This is a genomic window from Oleiphilus sp. HI0043, from assembly GCF_001634935.1.
Map to the genome: position 1 here is coordinate 1 of NZ_LWEY01000058.1, position 17877 is coordinate 17877.

At 43.7% G+C, this 17877-nt stretch carries 15 protein-coding genes and 1 pseudogene; 6 read left to right on the plus strand and 10 right to left on the minus strand.

The features are described from left to right. Together A3729_RS01285 and A3729_RS01290 are read left to right on the plus strand one after the other, a co-directional pair. On the plus strand, nucleotides 1–669 hold a 669-nt coding region (locus A3729_RS01285; RefSeq protein WP_068633001.1), incomplete at its 5' end, for a thiamine pyrophosphate-dependent enzyme. Nucleotides 670–1131: 462 nt separating this feature from the next. Further along, nucleotides 1132–1668, plus strand: a complete 537-nt coding sequence (locus tag A3729_RS01290) for a DUF924 family protein (RefSeq protein ID WP_068516141.1) — start codon at nucleotides 1132–1134, stop codon at nucleotides 1666–1668. Here the strand turns inward: A3729_RS01290 and A3729_RS34430 are convergent. From A3729_RS34430 to A3729_RS01310, 4 genes and pseudogenes are all read right to left on the minus strand, one after another. Next, nucleotides 1669–2051 (minus strand): annotated as a pseudogene (locus A3729_RS34430) (BLUF domain-containing protein). A gap of 1 nt (nucleotide 2052) precedes the next feature. Further along, complete coding sequence (locus A3729_RS01300; protein WP_068516137.1) at nucleotides 2053–2778, minus strand: Sir2 family NAD-dependent protein deacetylase; 726 nt, start codon at nucleotides 2776–2778, stop codon at nucleotides 2053–2055. Nucleotides 2779–2783: 5 nt separating this feature from the next. Beyond that, on the minus strand, nucleotides 2784–5717 hold the full coding sequence (locus A3729_RS01305; protein WP_068516134.1) for an EAL domain-containing protein: 2934 nt from the start codon (nucleotides 5715–5717) through the stop codon (nucleotides 2784–2786). Then, nucleotides 5714–6481: an ABC transporter substrate-binding protein gene (locus A3729_RS01310; protein ID WP_068516132.1), complete on the minus strand. Its 768-nt coding sequence runs from the start codon at nucleotides 6479–6481 to the stop codon at nucleotides 5714–5716. Before A3729_RS01310 ends, A3729_RS01305 begins: the two co-directional genes overlap by 4 nt. A gap of 221 nt (nucleotides 6482–6702) precedes the next feature. Between A3729_RS01310 and A3729_RS01315 the strand changes: the two genes are divergently transcribed. Beyond that, on the plus strand, nucleotides 6703–6993 hold the full coding sequence (locus A3729_RS01315; RefSeq protein ID WP_068516158.1) for a hypothetical protein: 291 nt from the start codon (nucleotides 6703–6705) through the stop codon (nucleotides 6991–6993). Between the two features lie 6 nt (nucleotides 6994–6999). Here the strand turns inward: A3729_RS01315 and A3729_RS01320 are convergent, their stop codons facing one another. Further along, nucleotides 7000–9459 (minus strand): RND family transporter, encoded by a 2460-nt coding sequence (locus tag A3729_RS01320; RefSeq protein ID WP_068516129.1) that lies wholly within the window; start codon nucleotides 9457–9459, stop codon nucleotides 7000–7002. A 393-nt stretch (nucleotides 9460–9852) separates the two neighbouring features. On the opposite strand from A3729_RS01320, the gene A3729_RS01325 reads away from it, so the two are divergent. Together A3729_RS01325 and A3729_RS01330 are read left to right on the plus strand one after the other, a co-directional pair. Continuing rightward, the gene (locus A3729_RS01325) at nucleotides 9853–10752 is read left to right on the plus strand and encodes a diguanylate cyclase (protein ID WP_068516126.1); all 900 of its coding nucleotides are present in this window, start codon (nucleotides 9853–9855) and stop codon (nucleotides 10750–10752) included. Nucleotides 10753–10755: 3 nt separating this feature from the next. Then, on the plus strand, nucleotides 10756–11262 hold the full coding sequence (locus tag A3729_RS01330) for a tRNA-uridine aminocarboxypropyltransferase (protein WP_068516123.1): 507 nt from the start codon (nucleotides 10756–10758) through the stop codon (nucleotides 11260–11262). Here the strand turns inward: A3729_RS01330 and A3729_RS01335 are convergent. The 3 genes from A3729_RS01335 to A3729_RS01345 form a co-directional block, all read right to left on the minus strand. Further along, a complete protein-coding gene (locus A3729_RS01335; protein WP_068516119.1) occupies nucleotides 11259–13544 on the minus strand; it encodes an ATP-binding protein in 2286 nt (761 codons plus the stop codon). The genes A3729_RS01330 and A3729_RS01335 overlap by 4 nt on opposite strands. A 123-nt stretch (nucleotides 13545–13667) precedes the next feature. Then, a complete protein-coding gene (locus tag A3729_RS01340; protein WP_068510086.1) occupies nucleotides 13668–14021 on the minus strand; it encodes a hypothetical protein in 354 nt (117 codons plus the stop codon). 231 nt (nucleotides 14022–14252) lie between these two features. Beyond that, complete coding sequence (locus tag A3729_RS01345; protein WP_068552615.1) at nucleotides 14253–14867, minus strand: 2'-5' RNA ligase family protein; 615 nt, start codon at nucleotides 14865–14867, stop codon at nucleotides 14253–14255. Nucleotides 14868–15011: 144 nt separating this feature from the next. Between A3729_RS01345 and A3729_RS01350 the strand changes: the two genes are divergently transcribed. Continuing rightward, nucleotides 15012–16247: a diguanylate cyclase gene (locus A3729_RS01350; RefSeq protein WP_068510957.1), complete on the plus strand. Its 1236-nt coding sequence runs from the start codon at nucleotides 15012–15014 to the stop codon at nucleotides 16245–16247. Between the two features lie 30 nt (nucleotides 16248–16277). Here the strand turns inward: A3729_RS01350 and A3729_RS01355 are convergent, their stop codons facing one another. Together A3729_RS01355 and A3729_RS01360 are read right to left on the minus strand one after the other, a co-directional pair. Further along, entirely contained in the window at nucleotides 16278–17093 is an 816-nt protein-coding gene (locus A3729_RS01355) for a lipase secretion chaperone (RefSeq protein WP_068510955.1), read from the minus strand. A 107-nt stretch (nucleotides 17094–17200) separates the two neighbouring features. Next, a partial coding sequence (locus A3729_RS01360; protein WP_068633003.1) for an alpha/beta hydrolase occupies nucleotides 17201–17877 on the minus strand: 677 nt, incomplete at its 5' end.

Below are 17877 nucleotides of genomic sequence, written 5' to 3' on the forward strand. Positions count from 1 at the left end.
CGTTTGCCTGCCTACACACATTTATTCGGTTTTCATGGTGTTCACGGTCGGGCGCTGCCCGTGGCGGGTGGTTTGAAGGTGGCACGTCCGGATTTGACTGTCATCGCGGTGGGAGGCGATGGTGATGGTTTTTCTATTGGTGGCAATCACTTTTTGCATGCCTGTCGACGGAATATCAATTTCACCTATATCGCCATGGATAATGAAGTCTACGGTATGACTAAAGGGCAGGCTTCACCTACGACGCCTTCGGATTGGGATCACAGTAAACTAACCCCTCATGGCACGGGTGTTCCTGCACTGCAGCCAGCGAGCCTTGCACTGGGTGCCGGGGCCGGATTTATCGCGCGTGGTTATTATGGTGATCCGAAGCAGCTAACGGATTTAATCGTTAAGGCTATTGAACATGAAGGTTTCTCCTTCGTGCAGGCATTGAGCCAGTGTGTCACCTTTGTACCTGAGCAAAAGCATTGGAAGGAAATGGTCCATGAGTTTGGTCAGGAGCACACTCACGACCCAATTCAGACCGCTGCTGAAATTCAGAGGGATGATGGCTTCGGGCTTGGTATGATTTATCAGAATGAAAGACCTGCATGGATGCCTCCGCATTATGAGNCCGAGAACGAAGGGGAAGTGCTGGACGAAATGCAGCGTACGTTTCAGGTTTAGATGTATGACTTGAAGGCGGCTTACTTAAGTTAGTCCTTTTCTGAAAAGAGGGCTGTAACCAATGGCACTTACTTAAGCTTGATTTCGCCCCGAAACTCGTCATTCCCGCGCACAAGGTGAATTGCGCAGCAAGAGAGGGCCGCCTGGGCGGGGCGGGAATCCATTGTTTTTCAGCCGTTTGGCTGACCTAGAGAGTTAAAAAAGACTAGAAATCTATAGGTTAGCGATAGTCATGGTCCTTCAATTTCATTGAGTTAGCCTCAAAACAATGGATTCCCTTGTTCAAGGGAATGACGCCAATTTCTCCTTAAGTAAGTGCCATTCAGGGCTGTAACTTTTTATCGACTCTCTAGGCAGAGGGTTCTACCCCTCGCCGAGTCGCCCTTAGCTCTCGACGACTCGCATTTGTGTGTTTCAAGGTCTACAGTTAGGTTTTACTTAATTAAGGACTTAGCTGAAACAATGTGCCAATCTGTATTGAGTTTCTGGTTTGAAGAAATCGAACCTTCGAGCTGGTTTGTTAAGGACTCTGATTTCGACGCCCTGATTCAAGGGCGTTTTGCTTCCTTGCACCGCCAAGCGAATGCGGGGGAACTCTACACTTGGCGTTCAAGCCCCGAAGGCCGGTTGGCTGAGATTATCGTTCTAGATCAATTCTCTCGAAATATGTATCGAGATACGCCGGCTGCTTTCGCTTCTGATACACTTGCTTTGGTGCTGGCTCAGGAAGCGATCGCTTGTCGTGCAGATTTAGCACTTGAACCCACTGAGCGAAGTTTTCTGTATATGCCTTTCATGCATAGTGAATCAAGAGCGATTCATGAAGTTGCGTTGTCGCTTTATTCTCAAAAGGGTTTGGAGCGCAATCTTGAATTTGAAAAGCGCCATAAGGAAATTATTGATCGTTTTGGTCGCTACCCTCATCGTAATCAGATACTTGGAAGAGAGTCGAGTCAGCCAGAGTTAGCGTTTCTGGAGCAGCCAGGCTCGTCTTTCTGATTAAGTGCTTTTTGGCATCCCTCTGAATTCAGAAAACGCCTGTAAGAAACTAAGGCTATCACTTGGACTTAAAGCATACGGTTGAAATGAACGATCAGGGTTGAACTTTGCGAGTATTTTCTCGTGACTCCCGACTTTAAGAACGGCTCCCATTGCCCACTCGGGAAAAGAGCGGCTAGTCGTTTCGTTATAAACGATAAGCTTTAAGGCCTTGTGGCGATAGTCTGTTTTGATATGTTGAAATAGCGCTTATCTGAGCATAGAAAACCGCTAATCATATGCTTTTGATTATTCAGCTTTGCGACTTCAACAATACTTTTCAAGTCTTCTAGGGTTAAAACCTTGGAAGCCGTACTCACATAAATCAATTGAACTAGACTCACGTTAAGTCACTCTCTTAATATAATCAGACGCCTTTACCTGATGATAAGTTGTATTTTGGTAGTGAATTTTCACGGGCTTCGGGTCTACGATTTCTATCGGGATATCGTTATGAACAGCCGTTTCCAGGGCCATTTGAGTAATATTGACACTAAAGGAGGTGCCCATAAATACCATCTTCGAGGCATAACGCATTCGTTCCTGTGCCTCTGATATTCTGTAAAGATCAGTGTAGAACTCATCGAAGAGCAAAACGTAAGGCTTTTGTGAAACGTCTAGCTCTGGTGTAAGTGTGTGCTTACTAATTTTAAACAGGGAAAGTAGTGAGTCGACAAGATTCTCTTCATCCACTTGTTCCCAAGGCGTTTGATAAGTCTCAACCGTTGGGCCTTGCTCATGAAAACGCGTCATTTGATCTAAGCGCCCATGAATTGCGATATAATCTTTGTTGCCGGCCTTACCATCAAGACCATCAATATTTTGGGTGATCAGGTTTTTATCTGCGAGCCAATGGTGCACTTCATTTGGCCCGTGATGGCGATACGTTGCAAAACGATGATAGTACCAAGATAGAAATTCTACCGGGTTTTCGGTGTACATTCGGCGCGTAGCCATTTCCATCGGGGTATAGTTCTTACTGCCAATGGTCCAAAAGCCATCCTCACCTCTAAACGTTGGAATGCCACTTTCTGCGCTAACACCTGCGCCCGTAATATATAAGGTACTCATATTGACTAGCTATTACCTTCTTCATGGCTGTTAGGTTGGGCTCTACTCTCTTCAAGCGCAAGGGAATCAAGCTTTACTGGCTTATGAATATGATAGCCTTGAGAGTAAGTGATGCCTATTTCGGTCAGCTTATCTTGAATCTCTGCTGTTTCAACAAACTCTGCAATCGTTTCTATGCCTATAGCACTTGCGACGTCGGCAATTGATTTGATCATTGCGGTATTTACGGCATCATCGCATAAGTTTTTAACAAATACGCCATCGATTTTTAGGTAGTCAATATTAAGGTCCTTTAGATAGGCATAGGATGAAAAGCCTGTGCCAAAATCGTCGAGTGCAAAGCGACAGCCGAGCGCCCTGAATTTATCGATGAAATTCTGGGTATTATCTAGATGCGTGATCGCCATGCTTTCGGTGATCTCAAAGCAGACTTTATGGGGCGGCACCTTATTCTCTTCAAAGAGATTAACCAGAAAAGCTGAGAATTCTTTTTGACCAATGCTCTGTGGACTGAGGTTAATACTGGCACAGCCGAGCTTTTCCAAGTGCTCGGGGTGTTTACCTAACCAAGCGAAGTAATTCTTGATGACCCAGCGATCTATATTAGGCATGAGGTTATAGCGTTCTGCCGCGGGCAAGAACTGGCCTGGAGAACAAAGGTTGCCGTTGCTATTGATCAGGCGAAGCAGGATTTCGTAATGAAAGTTTTGCTCTTGACCTTGGTTGGGCGCAATGTGTTGAAAGACTAAAAAGAACTGATCATTCGTTAGTGCTTCTTTAATTGTTGTGACCCATTGCATTTCGAGCTGTCGGAACTGTAGGTCTTTATCAGACTCAATGAATACATGAACACGATTACGCCCTTGGTCTTTGGCCATATAGCAAGCAGCATCCGCCATGGCTAGTAGTTGTTCTACATTCTGGTGATAAGGGTATATTTCAACCAAGCCGATACTGACGCCAATGCTGTAACGCTTACCTTCCCAGATAAATAAAAATTTCTCGACGGCTTCTCTGAGACTTTCGGCAATAAGCCTTGCTTTGGGAAGACTTGTTTGGCTAACGAGAATGCCGAATTCATCGCCCCCCAGTCGAGCGATGATCTGCTGAGGCCCGAGCGCTTTTACTTCTTGAAGCAGCTTCTGGCTAATATTTTTTAGCAAGATGTCGCCTGCAGTGTGGCCACAGAGGTCATTCACAATCTTAAACTGGTCTAGATCCATATATAGTAAGCAGGCCGAATCTTCACCTGCTTGAACTTTAAGCAATAACTCTTTTGCTGAACTCTCAAAGGTTCTACGGTTATAAAAGCCTGTTAAAGAGTCGTGCTCAGCCAAATGTTTTAGCTGCTGTTCAAAGGCTTTTCGTTCATTAATATTGATTAGAGTTCCTTCCAGTTCCTCGTTTCCCTGCTCGTTCACATAACGGGCAGAAATATTCACCCACATGGAGTCACCTAGGGAGTTGCTGAGCTGAGCTTCGTAGTCGACAACTTGGCCTGACTTCTTAACCGCTTTGAAAAACTCAGTGAACTCTTTTTCTGAAAGGTAATAACCGTTTAAGTCTTTAGTTTTTCCGCTAAACGACGGAATATCCTCTAAACCTATCAGTGACAAAAAGGCTGGGTTTGCTGACAACAAGGTCCCTTTTTTGTCGTAGCTGAATATTCCCTCAAGTGAATTTTGGTAGAGGTTTTCAAAGCGTTTGAGGTTACCAATAGATTGGGATTGTGCTTGCTCTCGTGCTCGCCTTTCGCTATTGATTCGGTCAGCCAATGCCATTGATATAATAACAATGCCCACGACACCGCCAATATTTCCAGCGTATTCGGTAAAGGTAGAGGAGGGCAAATAGCCCATTTTGCTTGAAGACTTTAGTACGATACCCAAAAAGTAAGCGCCCCATGCGATGCAGAAGAAGCGTGCAATACGCGGGCTAAACCGAAGCATTGCCAAGCAGATAAAGGTGACGCTGCTCATCACTATGACAGTCATGCCACCATTAAGGATGGCTGCCTGGCGATAGGGTAGAAATAGGCTGGTGATAGCAGAGACAACAGTCAAAAAAGTAAGCAACTTGATACCACGGTAGAGGATACTTTTCTCTGGTATGGGGAGTATTGTCCGGGTGAAGAGCATCGTAGATAGTAAGCCAAAAGAGATAAAGGTAATTGCAGATATTTGATGCCAGCTGGGCGCACTAGGCCAGAACCATTGATAGGCAAAGCCATCTAGTGAACTATGCATCCCAGCCATACAAAGGATGAAAAAGCTGTAGAGCAAGTAGGTTTTGTCGCGGATGATTAGAAACAGGCACAGGTTATAGGCACTCATAATCAAAAGCGCACTTAAAAAGCAGCCGTAGAGAAATAGTGAGTTATTCGCTTGTAGTAGAAAACTCTCTTGCTCCCATAGTTGCATAGGAACCTGAAGAGAGCCTTCACTGCTCACCTTCACAAAGTACTCTTGAGGCTGCCCGGCAGAGAGCTCAAGCGGTAAAACAAAAGTAGGAAACTCGATGGGTCTTTGTGCAAAATTGAATCGGTCTCCGGTTTCGACAAGTTTTTTTAGAGTCACCGAATGAGAAGGTGAACCTGGAATGCTGTGAAACAACTGTATATTATCTAGCTGGCTATAGTTGACGTGTAGGTAAGCGGGTATATCAACAGGCGTCTCGTTTTGTACAGCAAAGCGAAACCAATAAGCACTACTTGAAAAACCAAAGTTGGCACGACCTTCAGGTAAAGATTGCCATTGAGTATTCTGTATTGTGTGGATATTCCCAGGCGTCAGTGAGTGGTCTTTATCTTCAAAATATACAATATGATTGGCTAGAACTATGTTTTCGGTACTGTGATCAAAGCTGATTGGCTGATTGCTAGCCAGCGCATAAAAACTGAAACCAAATAATAATATGAGAGATAAATAGAGCTGTTTCATTTAAACATTTCTTCTTGGAAAATTCGAAATTTACCTTCTTGTCTGAGCGCTTCGAGCCCGGCATTCAGAATATTTAGATAGTATTGGCTGTCTGGCTGGGTTTTGGAAAATAAAATATAGTTTTTACCTTCACTGAGTGCTTTAGTGTTGATTCCGATCGATTCTATTTCAGCTGGTGAAAAGTTTCTATGAAGCAGGTACTTTCCTGTGAATTCAGAGATAGGAAATAAGTCGATTGTTCCGCTGATTAGTTTTCGCAAGTTATCTATATCTGTATTGCTAATTGACACTCTTAACCTGTCTTGCTTGTATAAACGCCAAAATTCATCGTTATAAGTATAGCTCCGCGTAGCGCCAATTTTTAAACGGCCTAGTTCATCAAGGCTTTGCCATTTGAACGGGCCGTTAAAGCGTTTTTTAGTGTAGAAAAAGACAAAATAGATATTCTCGATCGTTTGGCTATGGAGAAAGTCTTGTCTTCTTTCTTCACTTTCCCCCCAAAAAGACGTGGCGTGATAATTACCGATTCGAGTCGCTTCTAGGGCTCTTTTCCAAGGGAGATAGTCAAATTTGACGTCAATGTTGTGGAGCTTAAACGCTTCGCTAACTAGACGATTAATGTAGCCTCCACCCGGCAGTGATTGTGAGGTCCACGGCGGATATTCTCCACTGGCTATTTGGATAGTTTCAGCCTTAGAGAGTGAATGGAAACTGACTAACAAAAGCAGGGTTAATGCTTTAATTGTGGCACTTGTACGCTTCATATACCTAACCGTTTATAAGCCAATTCAAATCTAGATATCTGATTTCAAAAAAGCAGGCTAACTTAGTTATTATGTCGGTAGTGATATTAGTGTAGTAGAGTTTGGCCGGTTTGGAGTGTCGCTTTTAGATTGTGTCGTTATTACAACTAACGTTTGTTATTAGTCACTTTGTTATCAGTTCGAGGTATGATGGCTGTTTACAAGTTTGAATCGGAATGATTATGCAAGCTGAAGCTCTTATTTTATTGATCAATTTCCTATTGGTGACGCTTACTTATTTGTTCGTTTATCCTCGGTTTGCGGGGCGAGATTTGAACAAACTATTTACGAACGACTTGGCTGCTATGGTGATATCTCTCTTGGTGGTTGGCAGCTTATATCAAGGTCAAGACCTCAAGTTATCGTTGATCATTCTAGAGACTAACTGGTTCTGGTTTAGTTTACTGACATATATGCTAATCGAGACGCCTTTTGCACTCAGGTATATCAAAAAATATAAGGTTTTTGAGTAGGGCTGGTTAGCCCTCTGCAAGCATCGAAGGTTCGAGCTCTTCTTCCTGCTCTACTACTTTTCCTACCTTAGCTAATTTCAGAAGGTTTGGCATGATAAAAAGTGTACATAGCGCAGACACTAGCATGGTAATACTAATGAGAAGTCCGAGGTTGAAAATAGGCTGAAACTCTGACAACAAGAGGATTGAGAAGCCTAATGCAATGGTAAAAGCGCTGGTTAATATTGGGAAGGTGATATCTGTCAGGGCTGCTTGAGCTGCGGCATCCCTAGATTGAAGTGCTTTTAAGTTTCGTAAGTAGGCTTCGACGATATGTATGGAGTAATCGATGCCGATGCCGAAGGCAATGCCGCATAGCAGACTAGAGCCGATATCTAAAGGAATCTGCAATAAACCCATCAGTCCGAACATGACCAGTAATGACATGCTTAGTGGGAAGATAGCGATTATTCCAATACGGATTGAGCGGTAGATCGTGCACAAAACCAATAAAAGTCCGACAACCGAAATGATAATGCTGGAAAGTTGTCCTTGGATAATTTCTTTTGAGGCGGCAGCATTCATACTCCCGTAGCCGGTGAATCTAAACGAAACCCCTTCAGGTAAGGTTTCAGCAATAGGGCCTAGATCGTCTAACAGTTGCTGTAACTGCTTGGAGCCATCTGTTTTGGACATGATTACCACGCGAGTTTCATTGTAAGGGCCCACTTTGGCAATAGACTCAAGGTCTCGTGAGGGGCCGCCCTCTAACAAAAATAAATATTGGGATATAAGCTCCGGACTTAGCTCTGAGCTTTGTATCTTGTCATCATTGGGCGATAAGGTTTTGTGTAGCTGTTTGATAAAACCAGATATTGAGCTTGTGTAGCCAACTGCATCATGACGCTTAGCTTGCGCTTCGAGTTTTTCTATCACTCGTAATACCTCAGGAGAAAGGATGCCATTTTGCTCATCTGAGCTTATCCATACGTTCACTGGTACGGTGCCACCTAGTAACTCGTTGATTCTGGCATCATCTTGCCTCAGTTGAGTCTGGGCTTTGAAGGAGTGAAGGTTTTGTTGGTCAACGTAGAAATTAGGAAGCCCGATTAAGGAGAAGACGACTAAAAGGAATAGCAGTGCGAAGCAACGAGAAATGGTTTGCTTTTTAGCAATGTTTTCTAAAGCCTCAAAGAAACGAATGGGGCGCTGAGTTGTTCCTGAAGAAAAATTTATATTTGCCATTAAAGTAGGCAGCACCGTTACAGAAATAATAAACGCGACAATAGCGCTGATTCCAACCATGATGCCGAATTCTTTTATATTAGTAATTTCGGTGTATGAAAGTGAGAAAAAACCAAGAGCTGTCGTCAGCGACGTAAGCAACATTGCGCGAAAAAGTTTACTGACTTTAGCAATAGTTGCTTCTTGCTTACTTGTTTTGTTTTGGTCTAATTTAGATTCGGAAAGAACATGAATGGCATCTGTTACGCCAATGGTGATAATGAATATCGGCAACATCGTGGTCACGATATTCAGGGATATGCCCAGCAAGGTCATGAGTCCAAAGGTGATGACGATACTGATAATTGATACGCTGAGCGCAAAGAACGGGGCCCAGGCACTGCGAAATAAATAGGCCAGTGTTAATGCTATTAATAGGACGATTAAAGGGAAATAGCGTTGATTATCCTTTTCCATAACATTAGAAATTTCTACATTTACGACTGGTGAGCCAGAAAAGTAGAGATCGAAATTACTTGATTCAACGATGGGTTTTATCAACCCTTGAACCTTATTGAATATCGCAGTAGTGCTTGCGCTATCGTCGGTATCGATGTTTAGTTCAAGATTAATTGCCATTGCGCGGCCGTCTGGGCTAACCAAAGCATCCGTAAACAGAGGGTTATCTAATATTTCTTTGCCTTGATTCTGTTGCCATTGAGCGATCTTTTCTTGCTCGAAGTTGGGGGCAATGGTGATCTCATCTTCAAGCATGAAAATGTCATCACTATTTAGTAGTGACTTGATATTGCGAATAGGGAAGAGGTATTGGCCTAGTAATGCTTCTATTTCCTTAGATTCTTGCTCGTTTTTAGCCGCCGCCAGGCTTTGGTTATATTGACTGATTAAGCTGGCCTTATCGAGTGACTTGCCTGTGTTGAGTTTAGGATTGATCATTTCTATCAAGTCAACGGAGTCTAGAGTCTTATGAATAGTTTCTAATAAGCTCAGTGACTCTGCAGAAAAAATATCGCCAGATTTTGCCTCGAGAATAATAACAATGGTTTCTCTGGATCGCTCAAAAATATCTGTCATCAGATCTTCTTTAACGCGCTCTGTGTGGGTGCGGTCCAAGAAATAGGGCGTGGTGTTTTTTGTTACTTGAGCCGCGAGAAATGCTGATACGAGGATAATTGCCAGAGTGATAATAAAACTGAGTGCGGGTCGAGAAACAATTTGGCGAATCAGTGGGGTTTCTGTCATGGGTGCGTCTATTCTAAGTTTGTTGTGCAGTGCAAATGGATTCTTAACATATAGGGTGCTCTGCCAATTCTGGGCGTGGCGAGAGATATATGTAGTCCTATGGAATCCAGACGTGCGCACTTTAACAGTATTTTTCGGCTGTTCAAGTAGTTATTTGCACTTGGGTTAACAGTTTTTTATCAGAGCGCAAAAAATTATGAATCGAGTCGTCTTGTGTAAGAAAAATGCTTGGGCATACTCTATACTCTACTTTAGAGCACAAACGATTTTATCTTGTAACAATTGTGGTGCTTCATTATGGCCGCTCTCATAATAAGTTGCTCAGTATACTAAAGGCCGTTAACTAGCCATAGCGATCTGAGCATGTAATGACTAATAAAAGTTGAGTGAGTTATGAAAGTACTGATTGTTGATGACCAGCGTTCTATGAGGTTTGTGTCTCTAGCAGTAGTTGCCGGGCTTGGGCATGATGTCATCGAGGCCGAATGTGGACAGGATGCAATTGACCTCTGTCGGCAAGAGAAAGTCGATTTGATTTTGATGGACGTTGAAATGCCTGGTCTTAACGGTTTTGAAACGACTAAAATTATTCGTCAAGATACCTCTATATGGTTCCCCATTATTTTTGTTAGTGCTAAAACGGATACTAAGTTTTTTACTGTGGGTATTCAGTCAGGCGGCGATATTTATCTTTATAAGCCGATAGTGCCTGAAGTGCTTGAAGCGATGATTCATGCGATGGAGCGTATCGCCCAGATTCAGGACGAGCTTCATGGCACCAAATTAAAAATGGAGTTGCTCGCATTTCAAGACACCTTAAAAGGACTGGTGAACCGCCGTGGTTTTGATAAGGCCATGGAGCTGGAGATCACTAGGTCAATCAAAGAGAAAGACCCTTTAACTTTGATTATGATCGATGTTGATCAGTTTAAACCTTTCAATGATAACAACGGACATCAAGCCGGTGACGAGTGTTTAAAGGCTGTTGGTGAAACCTTGCGTAAAGCGATGTGCCGACCAGCCGATATTGTTGCTCGGTATTGTGGGGAAGAATTCGCAGTGATTTTGCCTAATACCAATGCGGTGCAAGCGCAAGCGGTTGCGAAGCGTATAAATAAGTTGTTTAGTGATTTGAATTATCCTCATGAACACTCTTTAGTGGCAGATCATGTCACGGTTAGTGGTGGGATTGCTCAGTTTGCTGGTGAAGGGCAAAGTGCGGCAGAGTTTATCGAGAGTGCTGACAAATTATTATATGAAGCTAAAGAAGCAGGCCGTAATCGTATTTTATAGTTAATGAAGTTTATATTACTTACGCATGAGCGGGAATTAGAAAAGAAGAATAATACGGGTGCAGTCGTTAGAGGTATATTGAAGGGTGATTGCGAACTTGTCGTTTGGAAGCGTCGGGAACCCGATGAAAGTTTATTGAGTCTATTGGCTCGGCAGCAAGCCGCGGTGCTCTTTCCTAGAGAAGAACTGCCTACACAAAACACCGATAGCCCTGGCACTTATCAGCCTGACCCTCAATGTCTTTTTTCCTATACTCACTACGTGATTCTGGATGCTACTTGGCAACAAGCCAAGAAAATGTATAGACAAAGCCCTTATTTGCAACAAGCCGACAAGTTCTCTTTGGATAACGTGACACCTTCCACTTTTGTGCGTAGAGGAAATCAGCTAAAAGGCGGGTTGTGTACGGCTGAGTGTGTTATCGAACTACTTGAGCTTGCAGGTGAGTCTGAGTCAGCAAGTGAACTCGCTTATCATTATGAGGCGTTTAACAGGGCGCTGCCATCTTAATGTAGCCATTTATTTAGCTTCTCTTGAACGATCATGGCATCGACAGGCTTGCTAATATAGTCATTCATTCCCACAGCAAAGCATTTATCATCATCACCTTTCATTGCATTAGCTGTCATGGCAACAATAGGTAGCTGCTTGGCGTTTTCTCCGGCTTTACCTTGTCTGATCGCTGTAGTTGCTTCATATCCATCCATTTCCGGCATTTGGCAGTCCATGAAAATGAGGTTGTAGGGGACCGTTTTTTCAGCGTCGCGTATCATTTCTAGCGCTTCTAGGCCGTTGGCAGCGATATCGCACTGTTGGTCAAGCGCCTCAAGAATACCTTGTACAACGAGCTGGTTTACATAGACGTCTTCAACAAGCAGGATTCTAGACTCGCTCAAATCTGTAGTGGGGTCTTCTATAGCCGCTATCGCACTTTGCGTTAGCTCTGGTTTTTCTGAATAGAGGCTGAGCTCCATGCTTTGGATTAGGTCATTGGAACAGATAGGCTTATAGATATGGGCATCGAAGCCATGAGTCTTGCAATAGTTTTCATCGACCTGGGAACCGTACTTTGTCATGAGTATCAGGTATAAGGTTTCATTGCCTGCTTGGCTGCGAAGGTTGTCGCTAAGGTCGTGGGCAGAACCTTCAATCAGGTCTGCATCGATATAGATCAAGGGGACCTTACCAGGCCCGACAACATGTTCATTGAGTGAATTGAGCACGGAATTGGAGCTGTCGCAGATATATGAGGGAATTCCCCATTTACTTAGCTGTTTCTCAATTTCCTTGGCTGTGTCCTGATGTTTATCGAGAATAAATGCTAGCAGTTGTTCGGTCTCAAATTGTGGCGCGCTTTCTTTGTTTTCAGTAGAGCTGTCAACCATGAATGAGGCAGTAAAGACACTACCTTTACCTAGCTCACTGGCGACTCTAATATCGCCATGCATTAATTGGCATAAATTTCGAGAAATAGTTAAACCAAGGCCAGTGCCGCCATATTTTCGAGTGGTTGAGGCATCTGCTTGTGAGAATGAGTCAAATATCGTTGCCAGCTTATCTTTAGCTATTCCGGTACCGGTATCGTGAACTTCGCAAATTAGATCCAGGCTGTCACCAAAGTCTTCGTAGACTTCTACTTTTAGGGTTACGCTACCGGAAGAAGTAAACTTTATCGCATTCGATATTAAATTCGTTAAGACTTGCCTGATTCGCCCAGGGTCACTTGTGATATGGGTTTTATTGATGCCCGAAACATCGACAACGAAGTCTATGTCTTTGTCGTATGCTTGCTTACTAAGTGTTTTCGCCAAGCTGGAGATTAAGTCAATTAAGTCGAAAGAGACCTGCTCAAGCTCGAGTTTACCTGACTCAACCTTAGAGAAGTCGAGTATATCGTTGATCAAGCTTAGCAAGGACTCAGCACTAGATTTTGCCAATGAGGCTCTTTGTCTTTGCTCATCACTGAGCTCTGTGTTCATCAGCAGATTGAGCATGCCGAGTACACCGTTCATTGGCGTGCGTACTTCATGACTCATGCTGGCCAGGAACTCAGACTTAACTTTCAACGCATTTTCGGCAACGGCTTTTTCTTCTTGAAGGGCTATTTCACGGAATTCTAGTTCTTGTGCGTAATCAGATAATTTTGAGGCTGAAACTTTGACCTCTGAAAGATCCTCGATACAAATAAAGGCTCCGAGGACTTCGTTATTTTCGCCAAAATCAGGATGGTAATTCGCTTTGCAATGCCTTATACCGTTAACGGTCGCCATATCTGTTTCCAAGTGACAGGACGTCCCGCTTAGAGCCTTTTTAATGTAGGGTTGAGTCCGTTCGTAAATGGCTTCACCCAAGGCTTCAGAAATTGCTTTACCCTTATAGGTGCTAGTATCACGGCCGCTCCAGCGACTATAGTTCTTGTTAACGAACTGAAAGCGCTCTTGTGCATCAATGTAGGAAAGTAATACGGGGACACCGTCGGTGATGCCATCGATAATACGCCGGGTTTCGTTTACCTCCTCAGCGCGTTTGGCTATGTCTTTGGCAAGAGCATTATAGCGCTTAACCAAAGTGCCTAACTCATCCTCGCTTTGGTAGCTTAAGGGAGAATTTAGGCCGTTACTTTGTTGCTGGTGTAGCTCTTCGGTAATGCTTTCCAAGGGCCTAATCAAGGTTCTACGCTGGTTGAGATAGGCTGTAGCCGCAAGTAGGGTAATTCCCCCAGCACAGAGTAGAAATAAGCTAAAGAGAAATGTCTTGGTTTCTTTAAATGTCGGTATATTATGAAATTCCATAAATACCTCGTAAGGGCGCACGCGATTAAGCTCTGGGTTCAGTAGTTTGATGCGAGCATGATGAAAAAAACCGTCATCGCTAATTTGATGATTCTGGTTTTGTCCATTTGTGATGAAACGCTTCTAGGTTTCTAATTGGGCATTGTCGAGTGAATTATGAACATTTTGGCCAATATTTTCTTCTTGGCTGTCTGCGCTGATAATGCCACTTGCCTGTTCCACCGGGAGCAAGCGGGTCATGTCATTTCGTGCCGTTAAGGCTTTAACAATACGCCTTAAATTAGCTGTGTTAGCATTGGTTTCATTAGCGATAAGTAGCGTGTCTTGTATATGCTGGGCAATTATATTGCTTTCACGCTCTAATGTTCGCTCTGCGTGATAAGAGAATAATAGCGAGACGGACAGCAAAAATATCGTGCCAATAAGGATACTTGGTATCGCTAACTTGAAGGATAGTGATGTAGTTAGCTTATTCATTTACGTTTGTTGCCACGTCAGTATATGCCCAGTGCTATTCAATGAGGTTAGGGGCTAGGCAATTGACTGATATGTGTCAGGAGTGTGCTGACGTCGATAATTGCTTCGTTAAAGCTTGCCCCTCCTTAAAAATAGCATAACTGTGCATTTTCGCCGTAAAAATGGAGGAATAATTCTTAGGGATAGATCGGTTTTCTTGAGCTATCAGCGTTAACTGAGAGTGTTATTGCGTTATGAAAGCGGGAGCTTGTGTCTTATTGTGATGTTTCCCTGGATTTCTTTGGTCTGATAGGTGCAGTAGCATAGGCTTTGTACGCTTAGACTTGGGAGGACTGGCTGTGTATAGCCTGATAAGTGGCGCTGTAAGGTGCTGAGTGAGTACGACTGTTTATAAAAGCCCAAAGTAAGATGAGGGTGGTAGTCGCGTGCGGGATTATCCTGACAGATAGATTCCAGTGTACCGCGTATCTTTAGAAGAAGAGGGTGCTTGTTTATCGAAAGGTAGGGGGCTGTCTCGAAACTGTCTAGGCCTAGGCTTTCTAGAGAAAAGGGCGAAAGCTTTAATTCTTCAAGCGCTCTGATTTGCCGGGCGAGCTTCTCTTCGCAGAAGTGAGCAGGATCCACCAGTCCGCAAGCAGATAAAGTGATGTGAGGTGCTCTCTGGTAATCAGGTAGTACTAGTGTTTTGACATGAGCGCGGGCGCGTTGGAAGGCTTTGAGCCAGTCTTCTTGCTGAACCACTATTGCCCAAAAGCCGTAATGCTCAATACCTTGATGCCAATTAAGCGGGTCATGCGGGCTAACTGCAATGGAATTCTTTGCCTGAGAGGCAGAAAGGTTTTGCATAAGTGAAATAGGTCAGAGTGATATGGAAGTTCTGAAATAGTTTAATTAAAGCGCGAGTGTTGGTGCAAATAAATATCAATCCACACTCACAATGCCAGTATCTGAGCTACACTGAAAGCATGTTTTTTCAAAGAAGTATTAACAGTGCCCCTATTAGCAAATGCTTGGCGATTAAGCCCTTTAATTGTTGTCGTTTTATCCTTTTTTCTGGTTCGTATCAGCTCTATTGAAGCTCTCGATGAAAACGTACTGCGGACTGCTCCTTACCTATTAGCGTGTATCTTACTTGGCTTTTCTGCCATGTTTAATCGAAGCCGCTTTATTGCCCCGATTTTCATCGCCCTGTTTGCCTATTACTTTATTCAAACGAAGCTGCAAACGCCTTTGACAAGATCAGACGTGATGGCGATGTTTAGTGGACTTAATCTCCTTTTTTGTACATCGTTGATGTTTGCTTCGCTCGTTCCTGAAAAAGGTATGTTTAACCGAACAGGTGGAGTATATGCACTGGTATTAGCGGCTGGAGCTATGCTCTTGTGGTATTTTGGTGCCAGTGAGGCGTGGCAGGCTAAGTTAGCGGCGATTGCCAACCACCAAAGTGCTTTGTTTGAAGACCGGTATTGGGTGACCGAGGCTTTGTTATATTGCCACGCCTTGTGTTTTTCAGTGTTAGCTCTGCTTGCCTTGATTCGCAAACATGTTGCAGATTTCGCTTTATTATTAACCTGGCTATCTGGCGTGTCAGTCTTTTTCGACTTCTCTTCAAATCACCTTAGTTCAGTATGCTTCTCAATGCTGTTTTTGGCTTTGTTTATTCTTTATCAACAAAGTAATTATCAGGTGACTTATAAAGATGCATTAACCGGAATATCAGGTCGCCGTGCTTTGGAAGATTATCTTTCCACTTTAGGTCGTCATTACTCGGTAGCGATGCTCGATGTCGATCACTTTAAAAAATTTAATGATACCCATGGTCATGATGTGGGTGACCAGGTTTTGCGTATGGTGGCTTCAAAGATCGCTCAGGTCGAGGGTGGAGGGCGAGCTTTCCGTTATGGTGGAGAAGAATTTACCATTGTCTTTAACCGCCGAAGTGCTGACGACATTTTTGTCTTTGCCGAGGCCGTGCGTGAATCGATACAAAACTATGCGCTAAAGCTTAGGTCCGATGACCGTGAGCAGGATAAGAAGACAGGGAAAAAGCATAGAGGTCAGGGTAATCCTTCTAAGACCGTTTCGGTGACAATAAGTATAGGTTTGGCAAATAGCGAGCCAGGGTATCGACCAGCTGAGGTCATCAAGAAGGCGGATGACTTGCTTTATAAAGCAAAAGAGGCAGGGAGAAATTGCACAATTAAAGAAAGTCCGCGATCTGTCTAGTCGGCACGCTATTATCCAATTACAAGCTCTCTATGCTCCCCGTATCGATTGTACGGCGAGCTTGATCTGTTCTTTTCTGGTGAAGGCATTATCTTTGGCTTCTTGTAAGGCGAGTTTTTTGGCTTCGTCACTTAATTCATTTGAGTCTAGGATATCTTGCCGTTGTTGGTAGAATTCTGTTAGGCGAGCTTGCCACTGTGGCGTATTGGATTCTAGGTAGGCCATTCTTTGTGCGATCTTTTCTCCATAGAAATTAGCTCTTAAATCGAAGATTTCTTCAGCCGTGTCAGACTGATTCTTAAGCCTGTTTATTTGTGCGGTGAGCTTTTTTTCTTCGCGCTTATAGCGCATGCCTTGAGCCATCTTACTGGGCAGTTGGCTTTCGGCCTGAGCCATCAGCTGATCTTTTTCCTGCTCGCTTAGTGAACTGTCGCTGTTGATCAGTAAGCGCTGATAAGAATAGTCATCATAACGTTCTTCGTGACCGAACAAGGCTTCACTTAGTTCTTTACCGAGGTATTGTCGACGTGTGTTTTTTTTATCATCAAGCGCAGAGCGCAGCATTGTCAGGTTTTCCTGCTGACTGAAGTCTGTGTTCATGGCAAATTGCTCTGTACTCAGGTTGCCTTTATAAAGCAGATAATTGTCTGCTATTTCCTGGGCTTTCATCGTTGCTTCGCCAGACAAACTCATCTCAATATACTCGCGTATGCGTTCAATGACCTGGTCTTGTCCCTCGATATGAGAAGCCATAAGGAAATACTCGAATATGTTTTTGATGTTCTCATTGATGACTAGCTTCCCTTGAGGGTCAACTAAAAACTGTTCGATCGCTATATCAGACATATGCAGGGGCAGCGCGCCGTAGCGTGATGCGGATTCGTACTCATGGGTTGAGTTGAAGGGTGTGCTCGCTAAGACTTGTCACACCCTGATTTCTATTTCATTGCGGCTTAGCTAGCGATGAGTTGCTTAACAATCTTGTTAAAGTGGCGAGCAAAAAGATAGTGGGTTTCACTTTTCAGACGGGTAAAGTGAGTCGTATTGAGGTGCTTTGATAGCAGCTCAGCGGCTTCTAGGGGAATAACATCATCATGTTCGCCGTGCCAGAATTGATATTCTGTTCGACAATTTTTTACCGAAAAGGCAAGAGCACTGAAGCTAAGCTTTAGTTCTTCTGCCCAAATACCAACACCTTGCTTAGCCGATTGCTTGAGATTAGCGGTTGAATAGTTTCGATATTGACTTGTTTTTAACAAGTTAATATCTGCAGCACGACCTTCAAGTGTGGGGCGAATATAGTTCAACTGCTGGGAATAAAAGTGTTCGATGTCTTTTCCAACAGCCATTTTTAAAATGGGTTCGATCAAAAATGGAGCAAACTTTAGACTTCGATTAACGGCCGTTACGAGTGAAGGGATGTTGGCGCAGGCCATAATATCTTCGATACGCGGCATGGCATTAACCATCGCAATGCGCTCGATGCGATCTGGCAGAAACTCTGCCAAGGCAAGCGCGTAACTACCACCTATAGAGTGTGCAAGAATTTTTACTTTATCTAGTTTTAGGTGATCTAGTAGTTGCTCAAGATCCGAGCACCAGTCTTGGTGGTTACGTTCGGGGTGGCAGT

Coding starts and splice junctions, on each gene's coding strand:
- A3729_RS01325 (WP_068516126.1), top strand. CDS start 9,853: ATGAAAGTACTGATTGTTGATGACCAGCGTTCTATGAGGTTTGTGTCT.
- A3729_RS01345 (WP_068552615.1), bottom strand. CDS start 14,867: ATGCAAAACCTTTCTGCCTCTCAGGCAAAGAATTCCATTGCAGTTAGC.
- A3729_RS01300 (WP_068516137.1), bottom strand. CDS start 2,778: ATGAGTACCTTATATATTACGGGCGCAGGTGTTAGCGCAGAAAGTGGC.
- A3729_RS01290 (WP_068516141.1), top strand. CDS start 1,132: ATGTGCCAATCTGTATTGAGTTTCTGGTTTGAAGAAATCGAACCTTCG.
- A3729_RS01330 (WP_068516123.1), top strand. CDS start 10,756: ATGAAGTTTATATTACTTACGCATGAGCGGGAATTAGAAAAGAAGAAT.
- A3729_RS01340 (WP_068510086.1), bottom strand. CDS start 14,021: ATGAATAAGCTAACTACATCACTATCCTTCAAGTTAGCGATACCAAGT.
- A3729_RS01305 (WP_068516134.1), bottom strand. CDS start 5,717: ATGAAACAGCTCTATTTATCTCTCATATTATTATTTGGTTTCAGTTTT.
- A3729_RS01315 (WP_068516158.1), top strand. CDS start 6,703: ATGCAAGCTGAAGCTCTTATTTTATTGATCAATTTCCTATTGGTGACG.
- A3729_RS01335 (WP_068516119.1), bottom strand. CDS start 13,544: ATGGAATTTCATAATATACCGACATTTAAAGAAACCAAGACATTTCTC.
- A3729_RS01310 (WP_068516132.1), bottom strand. CDS start 6,481: ATGAAGCGTACAAGTGCCACAATTAAAGCATTAACCCTGCTTTTGTTA.
- A3729_RS01355 (WP_068510955.1), bottom strand. CDS start 17,093: ATGTCTGATATAGCGATCGAACAGTTTTTAGTTGACCCTCAAGGGAAG.
- A3729_RS01320 (WP_068516129.1), bottom strand. CDS start 9,459: ATGACAGAAACCCCACTGATTCGCCAAATTGTTTCTCGACCCGCACTC.